The following is a 17,292-nucleotide window of genomic DNA, read 5'->3' on the forward strand; positions in this document are numbered from 1 at the left end:
TTACAGCCCGTCAGGAACCAGGAGGAACAATGAAGATCCATCCGACCAACCCGTTCTCGGCGGGGCACCAGTTCCTGGAGGCCCCTCGCTGGCACGCCGGCCACCTGTGGGCCAGCGACTTCTTCGCCCAGCAGGTACTCCGCTTCGACGACGACGGCAGCTACCAGACCGTCGCCAAGGTCGAGGGCTCCCCATCGGGCCTGGGATTTCTCCCCGACGACTCCGTCCTGGTCGTCTCCCAGGCCACCGCCAAGGTCCTGCGGATCGCTCCCGACGGAACGACCACCGAGTACGCGGACTTCAGCGACATCGCCACCGGACTCGGCAACGACATGCTCGTGTCGCCGTCTGGACATGCCTACGTGGGCAACTTCGGCTTCGCCCTGGGCACCGAGGACCCCCGCACCACCAACTTGGCGCATGTCGACCCCGAGGGGCACGTGCGGCGCGTTCCCGGGGAGGTGCTCTTCCCCAACGGCGCCGCCCTGACCGCGGATGGGCGCACACTGCTGCTGGCCGAGACCTTCACCCATCGCATCAGCGCCTTTGACGTGGCTGCGGACGGATCTCTGTCGAACCTGCGGCTCTGGGCGCAGCTGCCCGACAGCTTCCACCCGGACGGCATCGCGCTGGACGGCGACGGCGGCGTCTGGTTCGGCAATGCACTCACCCCGGGTGACGAGAGCGGCTTCTACCGGGTGCTCGAAGGCGGCGCGATCACCGACCACGTCCCCACCCCAGGCACCTGGGCGATTGCCTGCGCGTTCGGAGGCCCCGGGCTCGACGTGCTCTACCTGATGTGCAACACGACCACACTCGAGGAGTTCCACGAGGGCCGCTCGAACGGAGCGGTTCTCACTGCCTCCGTCGGCCGCAGCGGCGTCGGTCCTGCGCAGACCGCATGAGACCTCGGCCGGGTTGCCGAGCGCCACATCCACTCGGCAACCCGGCCCGAGATCACCACGGACTAGGATGTCGCGCGGGCCGCAGCAGGGGAAGGAGGAGAGAATGAGTAGCGCAGGCATGACGACCGGCGCGCACGCCAAGCGGCCCAAGACCCGACGTGCCGACATCGGGGAGGCGGCCAGCGCGCTCTTCGCGGCTCGAGGCTTCCACTCGGTCAAGATGGACGACATCGCTCAGGCCAGTGGCATCACGGCCCGAGCCCTCTACCGGCATTACGCGAACAAACAGGCCCTGCTGTCCCATGTCGTGCACCAGGATCAGAGCCGGCTCATCGAGACCCTCACCTCGCTCGGAGACACGCCACCTCCAGACCTGGCATCAGGGCTTCGCATGCTCATCGAGACTGCCCTGCAGAGCCTGCGCCTCTCGCTGTTGTGGCAACGCGAAGCCCGTCATCTCGGCCCTGACGACTTCGCCGAAGTGCGGGCGCGCACGCGTTGGATCGCCGATCGGGTCAATGCCCTCAGCATCGCGCCGGCCCGTCCCGATCTCGACCCCTTCCTGCGTGAGCTGCGCAGCTGGGCAGTCGTCGGCCTCGTGACCAGCCCGGGGCATTACGACACGAGCCTGGCGTCGACCCGCCTCGCAGACCTCCTCTTGCAGGCAGGCATCCGAGTGGTTGGTTGCCTTCCCGCACAGGAGCCGGTTCATGACGGTCTGCGTCCGGTTGATCGGCCCCCGACCGCGCGGCGGGAGCTGCTGATCCGCTCGGCCGCGCGGACGTTCCGCAGCCGCGGCTACGGCGGGGTGACCATCGACGAGATCGGCGGCGAAGCCGGCGTCGTCGGTCCTGCCCTCTACCGATACTTCGACACCAAAGCAGACCTCCTGGTCGCGGTGCTCACGCGGTTCAGCGAATGGCTGGCGCTGGAGACGTCTCGCGCGCTACGCCTGCCGGTACCCGACGAAGAGATCATTACTGCCCTGATCAACGGGTACGTCCGGCTCGGTGTCCAGGAGACCGACTTGGCCTCGGTCTCCGTCACCGAGCGGCTCTACCTGCCGCTCGACGTCCACGAACGTCTCAACCGAATGGCCAACGACGACGTCGGCGAGTGGCTGCGCTGGCTCATGGCAGCGCGCCCAGAGCTCTCCGACAGCGACGCGATGGTCCTGGTCAACGCCGCACGAACGACCATCGACGGCATCGTCCGTATCCCACACCTGCGCGCCGACCGGCGTCTTGAGCCGGAACTGGCTCGGCTGACCGGCGCCATCCTCGGCGTCTCGCCAAGCGAAGGCTGAGCGCCCGCCTCCGCTTCGGCCTTCCACTCACGAGCGCCGACTTCCGGATCCCGCAACAGCTGCCTCTTGCCCGTACGCACGTCGGCGGGCGACACGCCCCACAGAGATCCCACATGAGTGCCGGTTACCTTCTGTGGCATCGTGGCGCCATAGCGGCTGGATGCTCCGCTCGCGTCGGCGACTTACCTCTCCAACCCTCGACCTTGCGAGTTAGCGGCCGTTGACAAGAGCCTTCGCGGCAGCTTCAATGGCCTCTGGTGACCAGGGTCACGGCACAAGCTCTCCGACCGACCTTCGTCCACCCTGCGACGAGCGCCGGACGCTCGTGACTCCAGTACGCAAAGGAAGGAACCCGAATGGGCACGTCTGTCGTCGAGGAGCTCGACGTCCTTGTTGTCGGAGGCGGATTCTCGGGGATCTACCAGCTCGAGCGTCTCCGGTCGCTGGGCTTCGCCGTCAAGCTGTACGAGGCCGGCTCCGACGCCGGCGGGGTCTGGCACTGGAACCAGTACCCCGGTGCTCGGGTGGACACCGAGGCCACCCTCTACCAGTTCTCAGATGAGCGGATCTGGCGCGAATGGAACTGGTCGGAGATCTTTCCGGGTCAGGAGGAGCTGCAGGCCTACTTCAGGTTCGTCATCGACAAGCTCGACCTCGGCCGCGACATCCGGTTCAGCACCCGGGTCACCGCGGCGCAGTTCGACGAACAGTTCAACACCTGGACGGTCGAGTCCCGCGACGAACGGACCGGCGAGACCTTCCAGACGCGGACGCGCTTCGTCCTTCCGCTGCTGGGCACGGGTTCCAAGGCACTGCTCCCGAACATTCCCGGGCTTGAGGACTTCCAGGGCGACTACTTCCATACCTCCCGCTGGCCTCAGGGCTACGACATGACCGGCAAGCGGGTTGCCGTCATCGGGACCGGCGCCAGCGGTGTTCAGGTCATCCAGTCCATCGCGCCTGAGGTGGGACACCTCACCGTGTTCCAGCGCACCCCGGCAACGGCCCTTCCGATGATCTCTCGCAAGCTCGACGCCGCCGCGAACGACGAACTTCGTCAGGGGTATCCGGAGCTCTTCAAGTACCGGGAGGAGACCTTCGGCGGACTCGAGTACGACGTGATCTTCACACCGACAGCGGAGATCTCCGACGAGGAGTTCAACGCGACGCTCGAAGAGCTCTGGTTCAAGGGCGGTCTCCAGATCTGGCTCGGCGGTTACGCTGACATGTTCTTCAACGCCGAGGTGGGCAACCGAATCTACGCCTTCTGGCGCGAAAAGACCCTCCCGCGCATCAAGGACCCGGACCTGGCCGAAAAGCTTGCGCCGGCGGTGCCCCCCTACCCGTTCGGAACGAAGCGCTGCCCGCTCGAGTACACCTACTACGACGCGTTCAATCAGGACAACGTCGAGCTCGTCGACCTGAAGGAGACGCCTATCGAGAAGGTCACCCGCAACGGGATCGTCACGACGGACGGCCGCGAGCACGAGTTCGAGGTGATCGTTCTTGCTACCGGGTTCGACTCTTTCACCGGCGGTCTCACCGACATCGACGTCCGCAGCACCAAGGGTGAATCGTTCAGCGAGGTCTTCCGCGACGGCGCCCGCACCGCGCTGGGCAGGGCGACCGCCGGGTTCCCCAACATGCTCTACGTCTACGGCCCGCAGAGCCCGTCGGCATTCTGCAACGGCCCCACCTGCGCCGAGCTCGAAGGCGACTGGGTCATCAACTGCCTGGTCCACATGCGCGAAAACGGCCTGACCCGAATCGAGGCCACTGCCGAGGCCGAACAGGAGTGGCACGACCATCTCGAGGCGCTCGCCACCTCGACAACGTTCCCGCTCGCCAACTCCTGGTACATGAACGCCAACGTGCCCGGCAAGAAGAGAGAACTGCTGGCCTACCCCGGTGGGCTGCCCATGTATCTGGAGAAGTGCCGACAGTCCGTCGAGAACGGCTACGCGGGATTCGTCCTCTCCTGATGGTTCGTCGGGAGTGACGTCGGACCGCGGGTGTCGCCCACTGAGTGGGTGACACCCGCGGCGGTCGGCGGAGCGTACGTTGGATTCGCTGCCGCACCGCAGGAGGCTGATCGGCGCCAGCAGCCAAGATGTGAGTGCAGCAGATCTGCGATCTGTTCAGCACTGCCGATGACGACCGTTGCACACCATTGCATCGATCAGCGGTTCGGACCCCACCGCCGAAACTAGCCCATCCGGTAGGACAAGGTCCGGCAGTCGCCGAGCCGGCGCCGCTGCTTCGCTCCCCGCGGCATGAACCTTCCGACAGCCTGGTCTACCGGCCAGTGACCGGCACGCCGCAACAGATCCCGACCCGGACCTTCGCCGCGCTCTGCGACATCCTCCACTGCAGCCTCAAGGAGCTCTTCGAGCCGTTCGTGGATATGCAGGGGGCCGTCGTGGTGGCGCAAGGCCCGCTCTCCGTCGTCCGTTGCGGGCGATGCTGGCGCGCCGCAGCCGCCCCACCGCATTCCTGACTCACCCGGCGTTCGGGTCGCCCGCGCGATCGGCCAGCCGCACGCCCGACCCGCGCCGCAGCAGTGCGCGAACTCCGCCGATGTCGGATGTTCGGCCTGGGCATTGGGGTCGGGTGTGCGGATGCCGGCCCTGTGGTGGCGAGGTCCCCAGGTTGCCGAGCGCCAGGCTCATGGCGCTGCCGGTCGACCGGCGGGAGAGCCGGCGAGGGGTGGCCCTCGAGGCCGGGCGCGTCAGCCGACCCCCGAAGTTGCTCCGCCGCCCTCCGCACGCCCGGCGGAGACATCGGCGGCACCGGGCCGTAGGTGTCGTTCCGTCCCAGCTCGCAGCGCAGCCGGACCAGGAGGTCGGCCGCCGGCCGCCGCCTTCCTGATGCCTCGCGGGCGCGGAAGGCGTCGCAGTCCGCTGCCGCACCCGCCGCCCGGCGCGCCGCGGGTGCAGGTTGTGCGCCTGAGCGCCAAGGTCGTCGGTATGGCACGGGTCGCCACGCCTCCGTCCGCGCCGAAGCCCGACTACGCGGACAGCCTGCGGTCGGTCGACCGGCGGGCTTCGTGGCGCCCTCACCGGGCACGAACCCCGCTCCGACGGAGAACGCTCCCCGGACATCCCGCGGTGGAGCCCGCTGCGCCACATCAGCGCCGAGGAGGACACCGACGCACATCTCGCCCTGGTCGGGCTGCGCGGCAGGCTGCGGCTGCTCGCCGGGATGGTGCGCGACAACCGCCCGTGGCGGCTGGTCCCCCACCTGTCCAGCGCCACCGCAGCGGCCGCCGCGACCGGCGCCTACGCCATCGTGACCACGAGCTTCTGGACGATGGCGACCTCGCTGTCGTCGCTGCGGCTGCTGCTCATCTCCGTGGTCGCGATCCTGGCCATGGCGACCTGGCTGATCGCCTACAACCACCTCTGGGACCGCCCGGACGACCGGGACGCCCGGGCCAAGGCGGTGCTCTACAACGCCGCCACCGCGATCGATCCCGGCTACTTCTCCTCGCAGCTGCACCGACCACCCTCGTTCGGCGCCTACCTCAAGCTGGTGTGGCTGGCGAGCTCGGTCGGTATCGTGGCCGGGGCGCTCGGCTCCAGCCTCGAGAGCGAAGAGGCCGTCCGGAAGGCGACCTACGGCAGACGGGAGCTCGAGCGGCAGCGTGGCCGCACTGCGAGTTCGAAGTAGCTGGGGCGAGCACGTGGTCTTCAGGAGCACCGGACGCCACCAGGGCATCTCTGCGTGACGAGGTTGTCGTCGCTGCTCGTCGCAGTGATCGTGGCGGCGCTCGTCGCCGTCCTCGGCCCCGCCACGCTCGCGCTGATCGCCGGCTGGACCGCGGCGGCGGCGTTGTTGTTCCGGGTGTGGCGGACCTGCCTTGACAGCCTGCGAACCGCGTCAGCCGAGGGTGGTCAGGTGCCGGAGGGCGTCTGTGAGCGCGACCTTGACCTCGACGTCGAGCGCGATGTCGACCAGCGGGCCGGACGCGTCGGGCCGGCGGTCGGGTACGGTCATTCCGCGTCCAGGGCCGAGTGTGCACGCCACATTGACTCGATGGGGCGTGGTGCACAGCGTCCCGGGACGGACGGCCTCCAGCATGGCCAGCATGTCGTGCAGGGCGATCGCGTCGTGTCCGTACCGTTCACGGGTGGCCTCGCGATAGAGCGCCGCCGTGCGGACGAGGGCTGCGCACCGCGGCCCGGCCTGGCTGAGCTCGTCGAGCCACTGGTCGTCGACAGCGCAGTTCATCGTGAGGTCGAGCGGCACGAGCGTCACGGGGACCTCGGGCTGGGTGAGTACACGCTGTGCGGCCTCGGGATCCGCGTAGACGTTGAACTCGCCCGCCCCACGGGTGTTGCCCATGCCTAGTGCACCCCCCATCGCGACGATGCGCCTGATGCGCGGGGTCAGTTCGGGATGCGCAGCGAGCAGAAGTGCGGTGTTGGTCATCGGGCCCAGGCAGGCGATCGTGACCGGGACCGACGACTCCCGCAGGACGCTGACCATGAGGTCGAGGGCGGGACGGGGGTCGGCGGGCCCGGGCTCCGGGAAGCCGCTCGAGTGCATGCCAAGGCCATCTGCGCCGTGCCATTCCGGCGCGACCTCAGCCTGCACGTGTACCAGTGGCCGAGCTGCGCCGGCGGCCACCGGTACGTCGGTACGCCCCGCAAGGGCGAGAATCCGCCGGGCGTTGACGAACGTTTTGTCCAGGGCGACATTGCCGTACGAGGCCGTGACGGCACGCACGTCGCAAATGCTGCTGGACAACGCCAGGAGGATCCCGAAGGCGTCGTCCACGCCGGGGTCGGTGTCAATGATCAGCGAACTGGGATTCGGCACGGTCGCCTCCTCGATTCCTTCGTCATGGGGCGATGCCCGCTCGGCGGTGACTGCCCGTCTGAAGGACATGACCGAGGACGAGAGTGCACACCATTGTCAGTGCCTCCACAAACTGTCACCGTGTCACAGCGAATGCTTGCCCAACGCTATTTGAAATAATACGGCACTCGAGGGCTGAACCAACTTCAGCTGAATCGGAACTCCCTTCATCGACCCGGCCCGCCAGGGGCGCGTGTGACTCAACGTCTAGCTTGACCAGTCGACGCAAGGCGGACCGCTTCGCACCCGGTGAACGGAGGCGCCAGAAGCATCGCCGAGTTCAGCGTGACAGAATGCTCGGATCTCGTCATCGAGGATCTCGCGGCGGTCCCGGGCAGTGATATTGCCCTCGCCACGGCGGCTGAGCGCTTCCGGCTATCAGCGCGTGATTTCCCCGCGTCGCTCCGCGTAAACGAGCTGGCTACCTGGGGGCCTATCTTCCCGGACGGCAAAGCAAGCACTGGTCAGCGTGGTCCACCCTCGGGTTCACGGACCGGCTCCCAGCGCTGCTTCCCCTGTGGCTCCCACCGCTGCAACTCTGTGATGAGCGCGTCAGGATCCCGCCCCGCCAGGACGAGCTGCCTGTCCGTCGGGCGAAGAAAGCCTTCGGCTACTGCATGGTCAAGGAACGCGAGGAAGAGGCCGTAGTAGCCGTTGGCATCCAACAATCCCGTCGGCTTACGATGCAGGCCGAGTTGGGCCCAGGTCAGCGCTTCGGCGAACTCCTCCAACGTGCCGAGGCCGCCGGGAAGCGCGACGAAACCGTCGGCGAGTTCGCTCATCATCGCCTTACGCTCGTGCATCGACTCGACCACGTGGAGCTCGGTCAAGCCCTGGTGGGCCATCTCCTCTCCCGTCTGCTGTTGCGGGATGACGCCGATGACTTCTCCACCCGCCTCCAGAGTGGCATCGGCGAGAGCGCCCATCGTTCCGACGCCCGCTCCGCCGTACACCAGGGTGATCCCTTGACGCGCCAACAGCCGGCCAAGCTCACGAGCAGCCTCGAGATAGCTCCCGCCCCTGCCGAAATTCGAACCGCAGAACACACATAGACGCTTGATCGTGGCCACACTGCCTCCCGCCGACGGTCCAGTCCGAGCTACTCCTGCAAGTGCTCGCTCAGTTCAGTCCGAACTGCTCGGCCGATGCCTATAGCCGATGCGGACGCCACCGGCCGGATCCTGCGTGGCCACAGGAGCAACCCCTCCATGCGCCCCGTTGCGAGGCCGGCTGTCGACAACGGCGTGGCGTCGGGTGCGTCATCAGAACAGGTGGTTGTGGCCGCCGAAGACCTCGCTGACCGAGTCGTCGGTGAAGATCCGGCGGATGGAGTCCGCGAGGAGCGGTGCGGTGGAGACGACATCGACGTTGCCCGGGACGCCGGGGCGCAGCGGGATCGTGTCGGTGACCACGATGCGCTCGAACGGGGCGTCGGCCAGGTTCTCGTGCGCCTTGCCGCTGAGCACCGCGTGCGTGGCGGCGGCGAACACGCGCTTGGCTCCAGCGCGCTCGACGGCCTCGCCTGCCGCCCGCAGTGTTCCGGCGGTGTCGATGATGTCGTCGACGATGATCGCGGTCTTGCCGTGGACGTCGCCGATGACGTGCCCGATCTCGGCGACCTGTTGGCGGGGACGCTCCTTGTCCAGGATCGCCAGTCCCGCGCCGATCCGGGTTGCGAACTGCTTGTTGAGCTTCACCCGCCCCGCGTCCGGGGCGACGACGACCAGGTCGTCGGGATCGTCATCGAGACAGCCGAAGTGGTCAGCGAGCATCATCAGGGCCGTCATGTGGTCGACCGGGCGGGAGAAGAAGCCCTGCAGCTGGCCGGCGTGCAGGTCCATGGTGAGCACCCGGTCGACTCCCGCGGACTCGAGCATCCGGGCGACCAGGCGCGCGGAGATCGGCTCGCGCGGCGCGGACTTCTTGTCCTGACGGGAGTAGCCGTACCAGGGGGTCACGGCGATGACCCGGTGTGCGCTGGCCCCCACCGCTGCGTCGATCATGACGAGCAGCTCGAGCAGGGCGTCGTTGGCGTTGACGCCGGTGGCGGGGTTGCCGCACATGGGCTGGACGATGAAGACGTCGGCGCCGCGGATGGAGTCGGTGAAGCGGCAGTAGACCTCGTCGTTGGAGAAGGTCTTCAAGGTGACCGGCCCGAGCTCGACCCCGAGTTCGCGCGCGATGGCCTCGGCCAGCGCGGGATTGGCACGTCCGGCGAAGAGCATCAGGCGCTTGTCGTAGCCGAGCCGCATGCTGGTGGCGGGCGGGGCGGGGGCGGGCGCATCGGTGGTCATTCCGCGTACTCCGGTGGGGTTCGGACGCCCTCGAGGAGCTGCCGACCGAGGGCGTAGGCCCCGCGGATGTCGTCGCCGTCGAAGCAGACGGTCGCGCGCTCGCGCAGGACCGGGCTGCAGTTGACCCCGACGGTGTGCGGCAGGTGCTCGAACAGCAGACTGTCGGAGGTGGAGTCGCCGTAGGCGACGCAGTCGTGCGCGGTGAGCCCGAGCTCGGCGAGCAGGCCGAGGGTGATGTCGACCTTGTGCTGCAGGGTCAGCAGCAGGTCCTGCCGAGTGGGCCCGTTGGGGACGATGTCGGATCCGAAGGTGCGGTGGGCGCCCCAGGCCTCCAGCCGCCGGACGAAGAAGTGCGGCGATTGCGAGATGACCGCGATGTTCTCGCCCCGGCGTCGGATGTCGTCGAACACCTCCCGCACGCCCTCGATCCAGGACGAGGCCGCGAATGCTGCGTCGATCTCGTCCTCGGTGACCTCGGCCCACAGCGGCAGCATCTGCTCCCAGAACGCGACCTCGCCGATCTCCCCGCGTACCCAGGCCCGCTCGATCCGGTCGGCGGCCTCGAAGGTCCCCAGGTGACGCGCCAACTCCACCGACGCTGCGCCGCGGAGCAGTGTGCCGTCCATGTCGAAGACGTGCAGGTAGGTGCGGGTCATGGCCGGCTCTCCAGATCGCTGAGGTGCGTGCCGCCGCGGCGCGGGGTCTCGACCCGGCCGCGACGGCACCATGATTGCTCGCAGCGCCGATGCAGGGGCGCCGATCAGGCGCGGGCGGTGACCGCGGTCTCGTCGGACACGGTGCGCATCTGCGCAACGTGCTCGATGTAGTAGGACTCGGGGACCTCGCGCTCGGCGTTGGCGATCAGCTCGGTGAAGTCCCACTTCTTGAGCAGCTTGCCGTTGCGGAACACCGGCTGCAGCACGTTCTCCGACTCGGGGATCGACCCCTTCGGCACGGTGGTGTACACGCCGTTCTCGTGCTTGAGGGCGAGCCGGCCCTTCTTCGACACCTTGAACGAGGCGCCGGTCGGCGACTTGGCGATGTCGCGCCACTCGCCGTTCACGCACACCGCGGAGGCCTTCTGGCCGAAGTTCATGGTGTCGCGGTTCCAGTGCTGCAGCAGGCCCCCGCCCATCCCGAAGACGGCGTTGTCGGCGGCCAGGCCGCGGCGCTCCAGCTCCATGTAGACCTGCGGCAGGCTGTAGAAGTTCACGCCGTCGCCCTGCACGACTCGAATGTACGGGGGTAGGACCTTGAAGCCCTTGGAGTTGACCTCATAGCCGAAGGCGTCCATGAGCCACTCGGTGGTGTCGGCGGTGACCTGCACGATGTCGCCGGAGTCTGGGCGGATGCCGACCAGGCCGGGGAAGTTCTGGATCTGCTCCTTGAGCTCGATCCCCACGATCTTCTTGACGCAGTTCTCGTGGTCGTAGGTGTCGGTGAGCAGCAGCGCGACGCCGTTGGAGGCGTACACGTCGAGCATGTTGCGCAGGGCCTCGACCTCGTTCTCGCGGCCCCAGGCGCAGAAGCCCGCGTGCTCGGAGTTCGGGCCGGAGTTGGAGACCTTGCCGGCGTTGTAGAAGCGCTTCGCGGCGAGGATGCCCGGCACCGTGTCGGACTGCTCGAAGTTGACCAGGTGCGCCAGACCGCCGAGGGCCGCGGACTGCTGGGAGCTGACGCCGCGGGCGCCGTAGTCGTGCAGGGTGTTGCGGATCAGCTGCGGGTTGTCCGAGGTCCGCGCGAGCGCCTCCTTGATCACCATCTTGGACAGCCAGCTGACCGTGCCGATGGTGCTCGGGTACCAGACCGCCCGCAGCAGGGCGGTCTCGAAGAAGCTGGTGGCCCAGAAGTACTTCGGGTCGGTGTTGATCACCTGTACGAGCACGTTGCGGGCCGGCAGGACGGTGCCCTCGGGGACGGCCTCGATCTCCACGGGCAGGAAGCCGTCATGGTCGTTGAGGATGCCGAGCCAGTTCTCGCGGTTGAAGTGCATCCCCTGCTCGCGGACGACGAACTCGGCCTCGTCGATGTCCTCGAGGGTGATCGGGCGCATCAGGTACTCGCGCAGGAACGCCTGAAGGCCGACGAACTGCACGACCGGCCATTCGCCACCGCGCGACTCGATGTAGCTCGAGACGTACTCGGTGCCCGGGGGGTAGAGCGGGTAGTGGCAGTGCTTGTAGTTGTCGGTGTTGATGATCAGGTTGTCGAGGTAGCCCATCGGCTCGTTCACCTTCCACGGAGTCGTTTCTACCGACCCGCCGTGCTACCTCGTCGAGGGCGCGGCAGAGGTGGCTCAGGATGCGTGGAACCGGGGTTCTACGCGGGACATGCAGCCTTGCGTATCCGTCCGACGGTCCACCAGGGGGCGAGCCGTCCAGCAACGTGATTTTAACGTTTCTAGTGTGACCGTCAACTCACCTGAAGGAGGTTTCTCGAACGACGCCGCCTCAGCCATGCCTGCGTCGGGAGCTGCCAGCACAGCCGGCTCCTGGGCAGACGACCCCGAATCTGGGCAGTTCAGAGCGCCACACGCGCCCGGAGACCTTGAGGCCGGAGTGCTTGCACTCACGAATACGCACGGGTGCAAGTGCAGCGACCGCTTAAGGAAGCTTGAACCGTTTCTAGCATCCATAGGGGTCTCCTCCCCCGGTAGTCGATCAGTGGGCCACCAGGGCGTGGGCTAGCTCGTGGATCGAGGGCATGCCGCCGCGCGCTCCCTCACCGGCCACCGAGAGCGCGGCGGCGACGTTGGCGGTTCGCGCCGCGGCGGCGAGCGGTTCCCCGCGGGCGAGCTCCAGGGCGAGGATGCCGTTGAAGGTGTCGCCTGCGCCGGTCGTGTCGCGAACGGTCACGGGATGGGGTTGGAGGTGCTCGACGGCTCCGCCAGGCCAGACGATGAGTACCCCGTCCGCGCCGAGCGTCACCGCCAGCTCGGCTCCCGTGATACCGGACAGGGCGCGGGCACAGCCGAGAACAGTCGCCGACGACGGCGGTCCGGCCCCGACGGCGCCGTGGTCGACGCCGGCGGCCGCGGCGAGATCGAGAAGCTCGCCGGCGTTGGGCGTGAGCAGCGGCCCGAGCTCGAGCAGGTCGATCAGGGACGGCAGGACCGGAGCCGGGTTGAGGATGCAGCGGACTCCGGCAACCCGGGCTCCGCGCACCGCGGCATCGACGGCCTCGCCCGGGATCTCCGTACTGACCAGAACACATCCCGCTCGGGGCAGTGTCCGCCGCAGAGCGGACTCGACGGCGGAAGGATCGACCCGGGCGTTGGCACCGGCGCCGACGGCGATCTGGTTCTCGCCGTCAGGGTTCACGACGATCAGTGCGACCCCGGTGGCGGCCTCACTGATGGCCACCCCCGCCGCATCGACTCCCTCGTTTCGCAGCTCCGCAACGGCGCCGCGGCCCAGGTCGTCGTCCCCGACCGCGCCGACGTAGTGCACGCGGCCTCCGGCCCGCGCCGCGGCCACGGCGGCGTTGGCGCCCTTGCCGCCGCCGTACCGTTCGACGCCGGGGCCGACCACGGTCTCCCCCGGTCCTGGCAGTCGGGGCGCTGTCACCACCATGTCGACGTTGACCGCGCCGACGACCACCACGTCGGTGCCGCTCATCGATTCTCCCTGGGTGGGCAGACGCTGTCGCGGATCTGGACGACGGTGGCCAGCAGCTCGCCCGCGTCGTCGTCGTTGCCCTCGAGCAGGTCGAACAGCACCTTCGCCGCCCGATACCCCATCTCGTGCGCGGGCTGGCGCACGCTGGTCAGCCTGGGTGTCAGCAGCGCCGACATCGGCAGGTCGTCGAAGCCGACCACGCTGATGTCCTCCGGGACCCGCAGTCCGCGCGCCTTCAGGCACTCCATCGCGCCGATCGCCATGAGGTCGTTGGCGCAGAGCAGGGCCGTCGGCTGCTTGTCCGCCGGGCCGTCGAGGATCGCCGCCGCGGCGGCGGCGCCCGACTCCAACCGGTAGTCCCCGGTGTGGACCGGGACGGAGTCGGGGTCGAGGCCGGCCCCGGCGAACGCCTCCCGGTATCCGGCGAGACGCTGTTGAGCCGTCCATAACGCCGGCGGCCCGCCGATCACGGCCAGCCTGCGGTGCCCCTGCTCGAGCACGTGCGCAGCCACCTCTCGCGCCCCGCGCCGGGAGTCGCACACGACCGCGGGCAGGTCCCGGCCGGGAATCTGCTCGTCGACCAGCACCACGGGCCCTGAGCGGGCGAGGTCGTAGATGGCGGCGGGCATGGAGCCGGTGCCGGACAGGTAGATCACGCCGTCGACCCGCTGGCTGCGAAGCAGCTTCGCCTGGTTCTCCTCGGGCTGCTCGGTGGCGTCGGGTACGACCAGGACGACGAGCACGTCGACCGCCGACGCCGCCCGCTGCACCCCCTCGGTCACCATGGCGAAGAACTGGTTGGTCAGGTCGGGAACCACCATCGCGATGGTCGACGCCGAGCGCCGCTTGAGGCTTCTCGCCGACTCGTTGGGCGAGTAGTCGAGCAGCCGGATCGCGTCGAGGACCCGGTTGCGGCGCTCGGGGGCGACCGGCCCGCTGTCGTTCAGCACATAGCTGACCGTGCTGATCGAGACCTTCGCATGCGCGGCGACGTCCTTCATGGTGGGACGACGGCGTGCTACCACGGCTGAGACCTCCTACGGACGGCCGCCGGCCGCCCAGCTCAAGATGGACGCCCACAGCTTCTGATAGTGCGCCCATCCGACGAACTCGGGTGGGGCCCAGTGCGGCGCCAGGTCCGAGGCGAAGGCGACGGAGCGGCCCTCACCTGCCTGCCCGACGACCAGCAACGGATCCTCCCCCGCCCGCGCGATCGTCGTCGCGTCCGGCTTGGCGATCACGCGGTTGTACCCCAACAGCGGCGGCCACTCCGCAGGGGTGCCGCCGAGCACGGGGTGAGTGGGTTCGTCGAAGTCCGCCTTGACTCCCTCGGACTCCTCGATCCGGTCGTCGTGGTCGAGCATCCGCACCGGCAGCACGTCGGCGAGCGGAGTCATGCCGAACCGGGCCTTGCCGTCGATGCCGGTGAAGGACAGGTAGCCGCCGATCATCACCAGGCCACCGCCTGCCCGCGTCCAGTCGCGCAGCAGCGCCAGCCGGTTCGCGCTGCGCTCGGAACGCTGGAACGTCTCGTCAGGCAGCAGGAAGGAGTTGGAGCCGATGTCGGAGAGCACGACGACGTCGAACCGGTCGAGCTCCTGGATCGTCTTCGGGAACCTCGAGGAGATCTCGTGGCCCCGCACGTAGGTGACGTCGAAGCCCTCGCGGTCGAGAGCCGCCAGGAACTCGCCGGCCCCCTCCTCGTACTCGGTGTTGTGGAACTGGTCGAAGCCCTTCATGTGGATCGTGTGCTTGATCCACGACTCGCCGGCGAAGAGCACGCGCAGCGGCCCCGCCCCGTCGGTGCTGCTCACAGGATCCGGTCCCCCACGTGAGCCGGCAGCACGCGGGCCTCCGGCATGGCGATCACGTTGATCTCGCGCATGTCCCAGCCGACCATCTTGTCCGGGACCAGCTCGTAGTACGTCCGCCCGGCCACCTGGCCGAACTCCAGGTACTGCTCGGCGTAGGGGTGCCCGACGTGGAAGTACTTGTCGAACACCAACTGCGCGAGGGTCTCGGCCAGCGCCTCGTCCTCGACCTTGCGCATTGTGCCGCTGATCCGGACGCCGCTCACGGTGGCGTACTCCTCGCCCTGGTCGACCAGGGCCGAGAGCGCCCGGCCGGCGGTGAAGTTCGCGGCGTGCCGTGAGGCGGCGTCGATCGGGATATAGATCTTCTTGTCGTGCACGACGAGCCACAGCGGCGACAGGTAGATGCTCCCGTCCTCGTTCGCCGTGGCGATGCGGATGGTCTTCGCCCGGGACAGGTAGGCCCAGCGCTTGTCGCCGCGCAGCGGCTGCCAGGTGCTCGCGGTCACAGCCATGGTCAGTTCCCCTCCGAGGTACGCAGGGCCTTGAGCTCGCGGCTGTACTCCGGGGCATCGGCCACGCCGACCTTGGGCGACGGGCCGGAGGTCCAGAAGAAGTGGTAGGCGACGCCGGTGCTCTCGAGCGTGTACTTGTAGCCGGCGGGCAGATAGATGTGCTCGCCCTTGCCCGCCTCGAGCACGATCGTGCGGCCCGCGGCGTCCTCCACGACCAGGTGGATCTTGCCTTCGAGCACGTAGTGCGTCTCGTCGAAGTCCTGCTGGTCCCAGTGGTAGGGCAGGTGGTCCGGCTCGCCGTAGCAGTAGCCGTGCCGGAAGTAGCGGGCGTCGTCGCGCTCGCGGGACAGGAAGATGTTCGTGGTGATGCCGGTGTTGAAGGTCAGCCGCGGCATCTTGTCGATCTCGTCGGGCACGATCACCCGCGGGAAGCGACGAGCGTTGGGAGCGCCGGGGTCGTAGTCGGTCACGGCGCGTCTCCTCTCTCGGGTCAGGTCGAAGCAGTCGCCGAGGCTTCGCGTACCGGGCTCGGCCCTACACTTCGCTGAGTGGCGTAGGTCGCTGGATTCGTTTCTATCGTAGCCCGGTGACTTGGCAGGAGGTCAAGCGTCAGTTCTCGACCGCCCGACACCGGCCCGAGTCGCCCAAGCACCAGCATCTGCCGACCAGGACCTGCTGATTCGTCCAGGAGAGCCAGCTACGGCGTGGTGCGAGCCGGCAAGCTCCACGCTCGTCCGGGAGTGACCGCTGAAGGTGTCCATCACTGCTTGACGCACGTCGTCGACCCTACCTAGCCTCGTCGAAAGGTTTCTAACGAGGAGGTGGCGCGTGGCAGCTCCGCCCACTGCGCTCGGCCCGCTCAACGTCCTGGACTTCTCGCGCGTGCTGGCCGAGCCGTTCGCCACGATGCTGCTCGCCGACCTCGGGGCGGTCGTGACGAAGGTGGAGCGACCGGGAACCGGCGACGACACCCGTGCCTGGGGTCCGCCCTACGACGACGCCGGTGAGGCCACGTACTTCCAGGCGGTCAACCGCAACAAGTCCTCGGTCGCGCTCGACCTGGCCACCCCTTCCGGATGTGCCACCGCGCGAGCGGCGGCCCTCGACGCGGACGTGGTGGTGGAGAACTTCCGGCCGGGCGTGATGGACCGGCTCGGACTCGGGGCCGAGGAGCTCTGCGCGGCGAACCCTCGACTCATCTACTGCTCGATCACCGGGTTCGGGCCGGGAGCAGGCGCGGCATTGCCCGGTTACGACCTGCTCGTCCAGGCGGTCGGCGGGCTGATGAGCATCACGGGCGACCCGGACGGGGAGCCGCAGAAGGTCGGCGTGGCGCTGGTCGACGTGCTCGCCGGCCTGTTCGCATCCGTCGGCATCCTCGCCGCGCTCCGCCACCGCGACTCCACCGGCACCGGCCAGCGGGTCGAGGTCGACCTGCTCTCCAGCCTGCTCGCCGCGCTCGTCAACCAAGGCGCTGCATACACCGCGGGAGGCGTGGTGCCCGGACGGCTCGGCAACCGCCACCCCAGCATCGCTCCCTACGAGCTGCTGCCGTGCGCCGACCGCGACCTCGCACTGGCGGTCGGCAACGACCGGCAGTTCCGGGCCTTGTGCGCGGTACTCGACCTCGGCGAGCTCGCCACCGACGCCCGGTTCGCCACGAACCCGGCGAGGGTCGCGAACCGCGAGGCCCTCCGCACGCTGCTGGAGAAGCAGCTCCGAGAGCGGCCGGCCGCCGACTGGGCCGCGCAGCTGTCCGAGGTCGGCGTGCCCGCCGGCGTCGTGAACGACATCGCCGGGGCGTTCGCACTAGCGGAGTCACTCGGCCTGGATCCAGTGGTCGAGCTGCCCCGCTCCGACGGATCCGCCGTGGCACTGACCCGCAACCCGATCGGCCTCTCGGCGACCCCGCCCCGCTATTGCACCGCTCCGCCCCCGCTGCCGCAGCAGTAGGACGGCCGTGGTGTGCGCGACGCCGCCGCGC

16 protein-coding genes are annotated in these 17,292 nt (G+C 68.5%); 6 read left to right on the forward strand and 10 right to left on the reverse strand.

Translation table 11 applies throughout. The features are described 5' to 3' along the window. Positions 1 to 29: 29 nt before the first annotated feature. From ABD990_RS29080 to ABD990_RS29095, 5 genes are all read left to right on the forward strand, one after another. Complete coding sequence (locus tag ABD990_RS29080) at positions 30 to 905, forward strand: SMP-30/gluconolactonase/LRE family protein (RefSeq protein ID WP_345383970.1); 876 nt, start codon at positions 30 to 32, stop codon at positions 903 to 905. A 103-nt stretch (positions 906 to 1,008) separates the two neighbouring features. Next, positions 1,009 to 2,211 (forward strand): TetR/AcrR family transcriptional regulator, encoded by a 1,203-nt coding sequence (locus ABD990_RS29085; protein WP_345383971.1) that lies wholly within the window; start codon positions 1,009 to 1,011, stop codon positions 2,209 to 2,211. Positions 2,212 to 2,567: 356 nt separating this feature from the next. Then, on the forward strand, positions 2,568 to 4,193 hold the full coding sequence (locus tag ABD990_RS29090; protein ID WP_345383972.1) for a flavin-containing monooxygenase: 1,626 nt from the start codon (positions 2,568 to 2,570) through the stop codon (positions 4,191 to 4,193). Positions 4,194 to 4,327: 134 nt separating this feature from the next. Then, positions 4,328 to 4,708: a helix-turn-helix domain-containing protein gene (locus ABD990_RS34630; protein ID WP_486362910.1), complete on the forward strand. Its 381-nt coding sequence runs from the start codon at positions 4,328 to 4,330 to the stop codon at positions 4,706 to 4,708. Between the two features lie 704 nt (positions 4,709 to 5,412). Then, positions 5,413 to 5,880 carry a hypothetical protein gene (locus tag ABD990_RS29095; protein ID WP_345383973.1) on the forward strand — a complete coding sequence of 156 codons (468 nt, stop codon included), beginning with the start codon at positions 5,413 to 5,415 and terminating at the stop codon, positions 5,878 to 5,880. Between the two features lie 210 nt (positions 5,881 to 6,090). Here ABD990_RS29095 and ABD990_RS29100 read toward each other — a convergent pair whose 3' ends face one another. From ABD990_RS29100 to ABD990_RS29145, 10 genes are all read right to left on the reverse strand, one after another. Further along, positions 6,091 to 7,101 (reverse strand): nucleoside hydrolase, encoded by a 1,011-nt coding sequence (locus ABD990_RS29100; RefSeq protein ID WP_345383974.1) that lies wholly within the window; start codon positions 7,099 to 7,101, stop codon positions 6,091 to 6,093. 434 nt (positions 7,102 to 7,535) lie between these two features. Further along, on the reverse strand, positions 7,536 to 8,132 hold the full coding sequence (locus ABD990_RS29105) for an LOG family protein (RefSeq protein WP_345384033.1): 597 nt from the start codon (positions 8,130 to 8,132) through the stop codon (positions 7,536 to 7,538). Between the two features lie 201 nt (positions 8,133 to 8,333). Next, a complete protein-coding gene (locus ABD990_RS29110; protein ID WP_345383975.1) occupies positions 8,334 to 9,365 on the reverse strand; it encodes a ribose-phosphate diphosphokinase in 1,032 nt (343 codons plus the stop codon). Next, a complete protein-coding gene (locus ABD990_RS29115; protein WP_345383977.1) occupies positions 9,362 to 10,021 on the reverse strand; it encodes an HAD family hydrolase in 660 nt (219 codons plus the stop codon). Before ABD990_RS29115 ends, ABD990_RS29110 begins: the two co-directional genes overlap by 4 nt. A gap of 104 nt (positions 10,022 to 10,125) precedes the next feature. Then, complete coding sequence (locus ABD990_RS29120; protein ID WP_345383978.1) at positions 10,126 to 11,598, reverse strand: nicotinate phosphoribosyltransferase; 1,473 nt, start codon at positions 11,596 to 11,598, stop codon at positions 10,126 to 10,128. Positions 11,599 to 12,025: 427 nt separating this feature from the next. Then, entirely contained in the window at positions 12,026 to 12,982 is a 957-nt protein-coding gene (locus ABD990_RS29125; RefSeq protein WP_345383979.1) for a PfkB family carbohydrate kinase, read from the reverse strand. After that, positions 12,979 to 13,983: a LacI family DNA-binding transcriptional regulator gene (locus tag ABD990_RS29130; RefSeq protein WP_345383980.1), complete on the reverse strand. Its 1,005-nt coding sequence runs from the start codon at positions 13,981 to 13,983 to the stop codon at positions 12,979 to 12,981. Before ABD990_RS29130 ends, ABD990_RS29125 begins: the two co-directional genes overlap by 4 nt. Positions 13,984 to 14,019: 36 nt before the next feature. Further along, complete coding sequence (locus ABD990_RS29135; RefSeq protein ID WP_345383981.1) at positions 14,020 to 14,796, reverse strand: glutamine amidotransferase; 777 nt, start codon at positions 14,794 to 14,796, stop codon at positions 14,020 to 14,022. Beyond that, the gene (locus ABD990_RS29140) at positions 14,793 to 15,308 is read right to left on the reverse strand and encodes a pyridoxamine 5'-phosphate oxidase family protein (RefSeq protein ID WP_345383982.1); all 516 of its coding nucleotides are present in this window, start codon (positions 15,306 to 15,308) and stop codon (positions 14,793 to 14,795) included. The genes ABD990_RS29135 and ABD990_RS29140 overlap by 4 nt, the downstream gene beginning before the upstream one ends. 2 nt (positions 15,309 to 15,310) lie before the next feature. Continuing rightward, the gene (locus ABD990_RS29145) at positions 15,311 to 15,778 is read right to left on the reverse strand and encodes a cupin domain-containing protein (protein ID WP_345383983.1); all 468 of its coding nucleotides are present in this window, start codon (positions 15,776 to 15,778) and stop codon (positions 15,311 to 15,313) included. A gap of 358 nt (positions 15,779 to 16,136) precedes the next feature. Between ABD990_RS29145 and ABD990_RS29150 the strand changes: the two genes are divergently transcribed. Then, on the forward strand, positions 16,137 to 17,261 hold the full coding sequence (locus tag ABD990_RS29150; protein WP_345383984.1) for a CaiB/BaiF CoA transferase family protein: 1,125 nt from the start codon (positions 16,137 to 16,139) through the stop codon (positions 17,259 to 17,261). Positions 17,262 to 17,292: the final 31 nt, after the last annotated feature.

It is taken from the genome of Pseudonocardia yuanmonensis, assembly GCF_039542425.1.
In the GTDB taxonomy this organism is placed as follows: domain Bacteria; phylum Actinomycetota; class Actinomycetes; order Mycobacteriales; family Pseudonocardiaceae; genus Pseudonocardia; species Pseudonocardia yuanmonensis.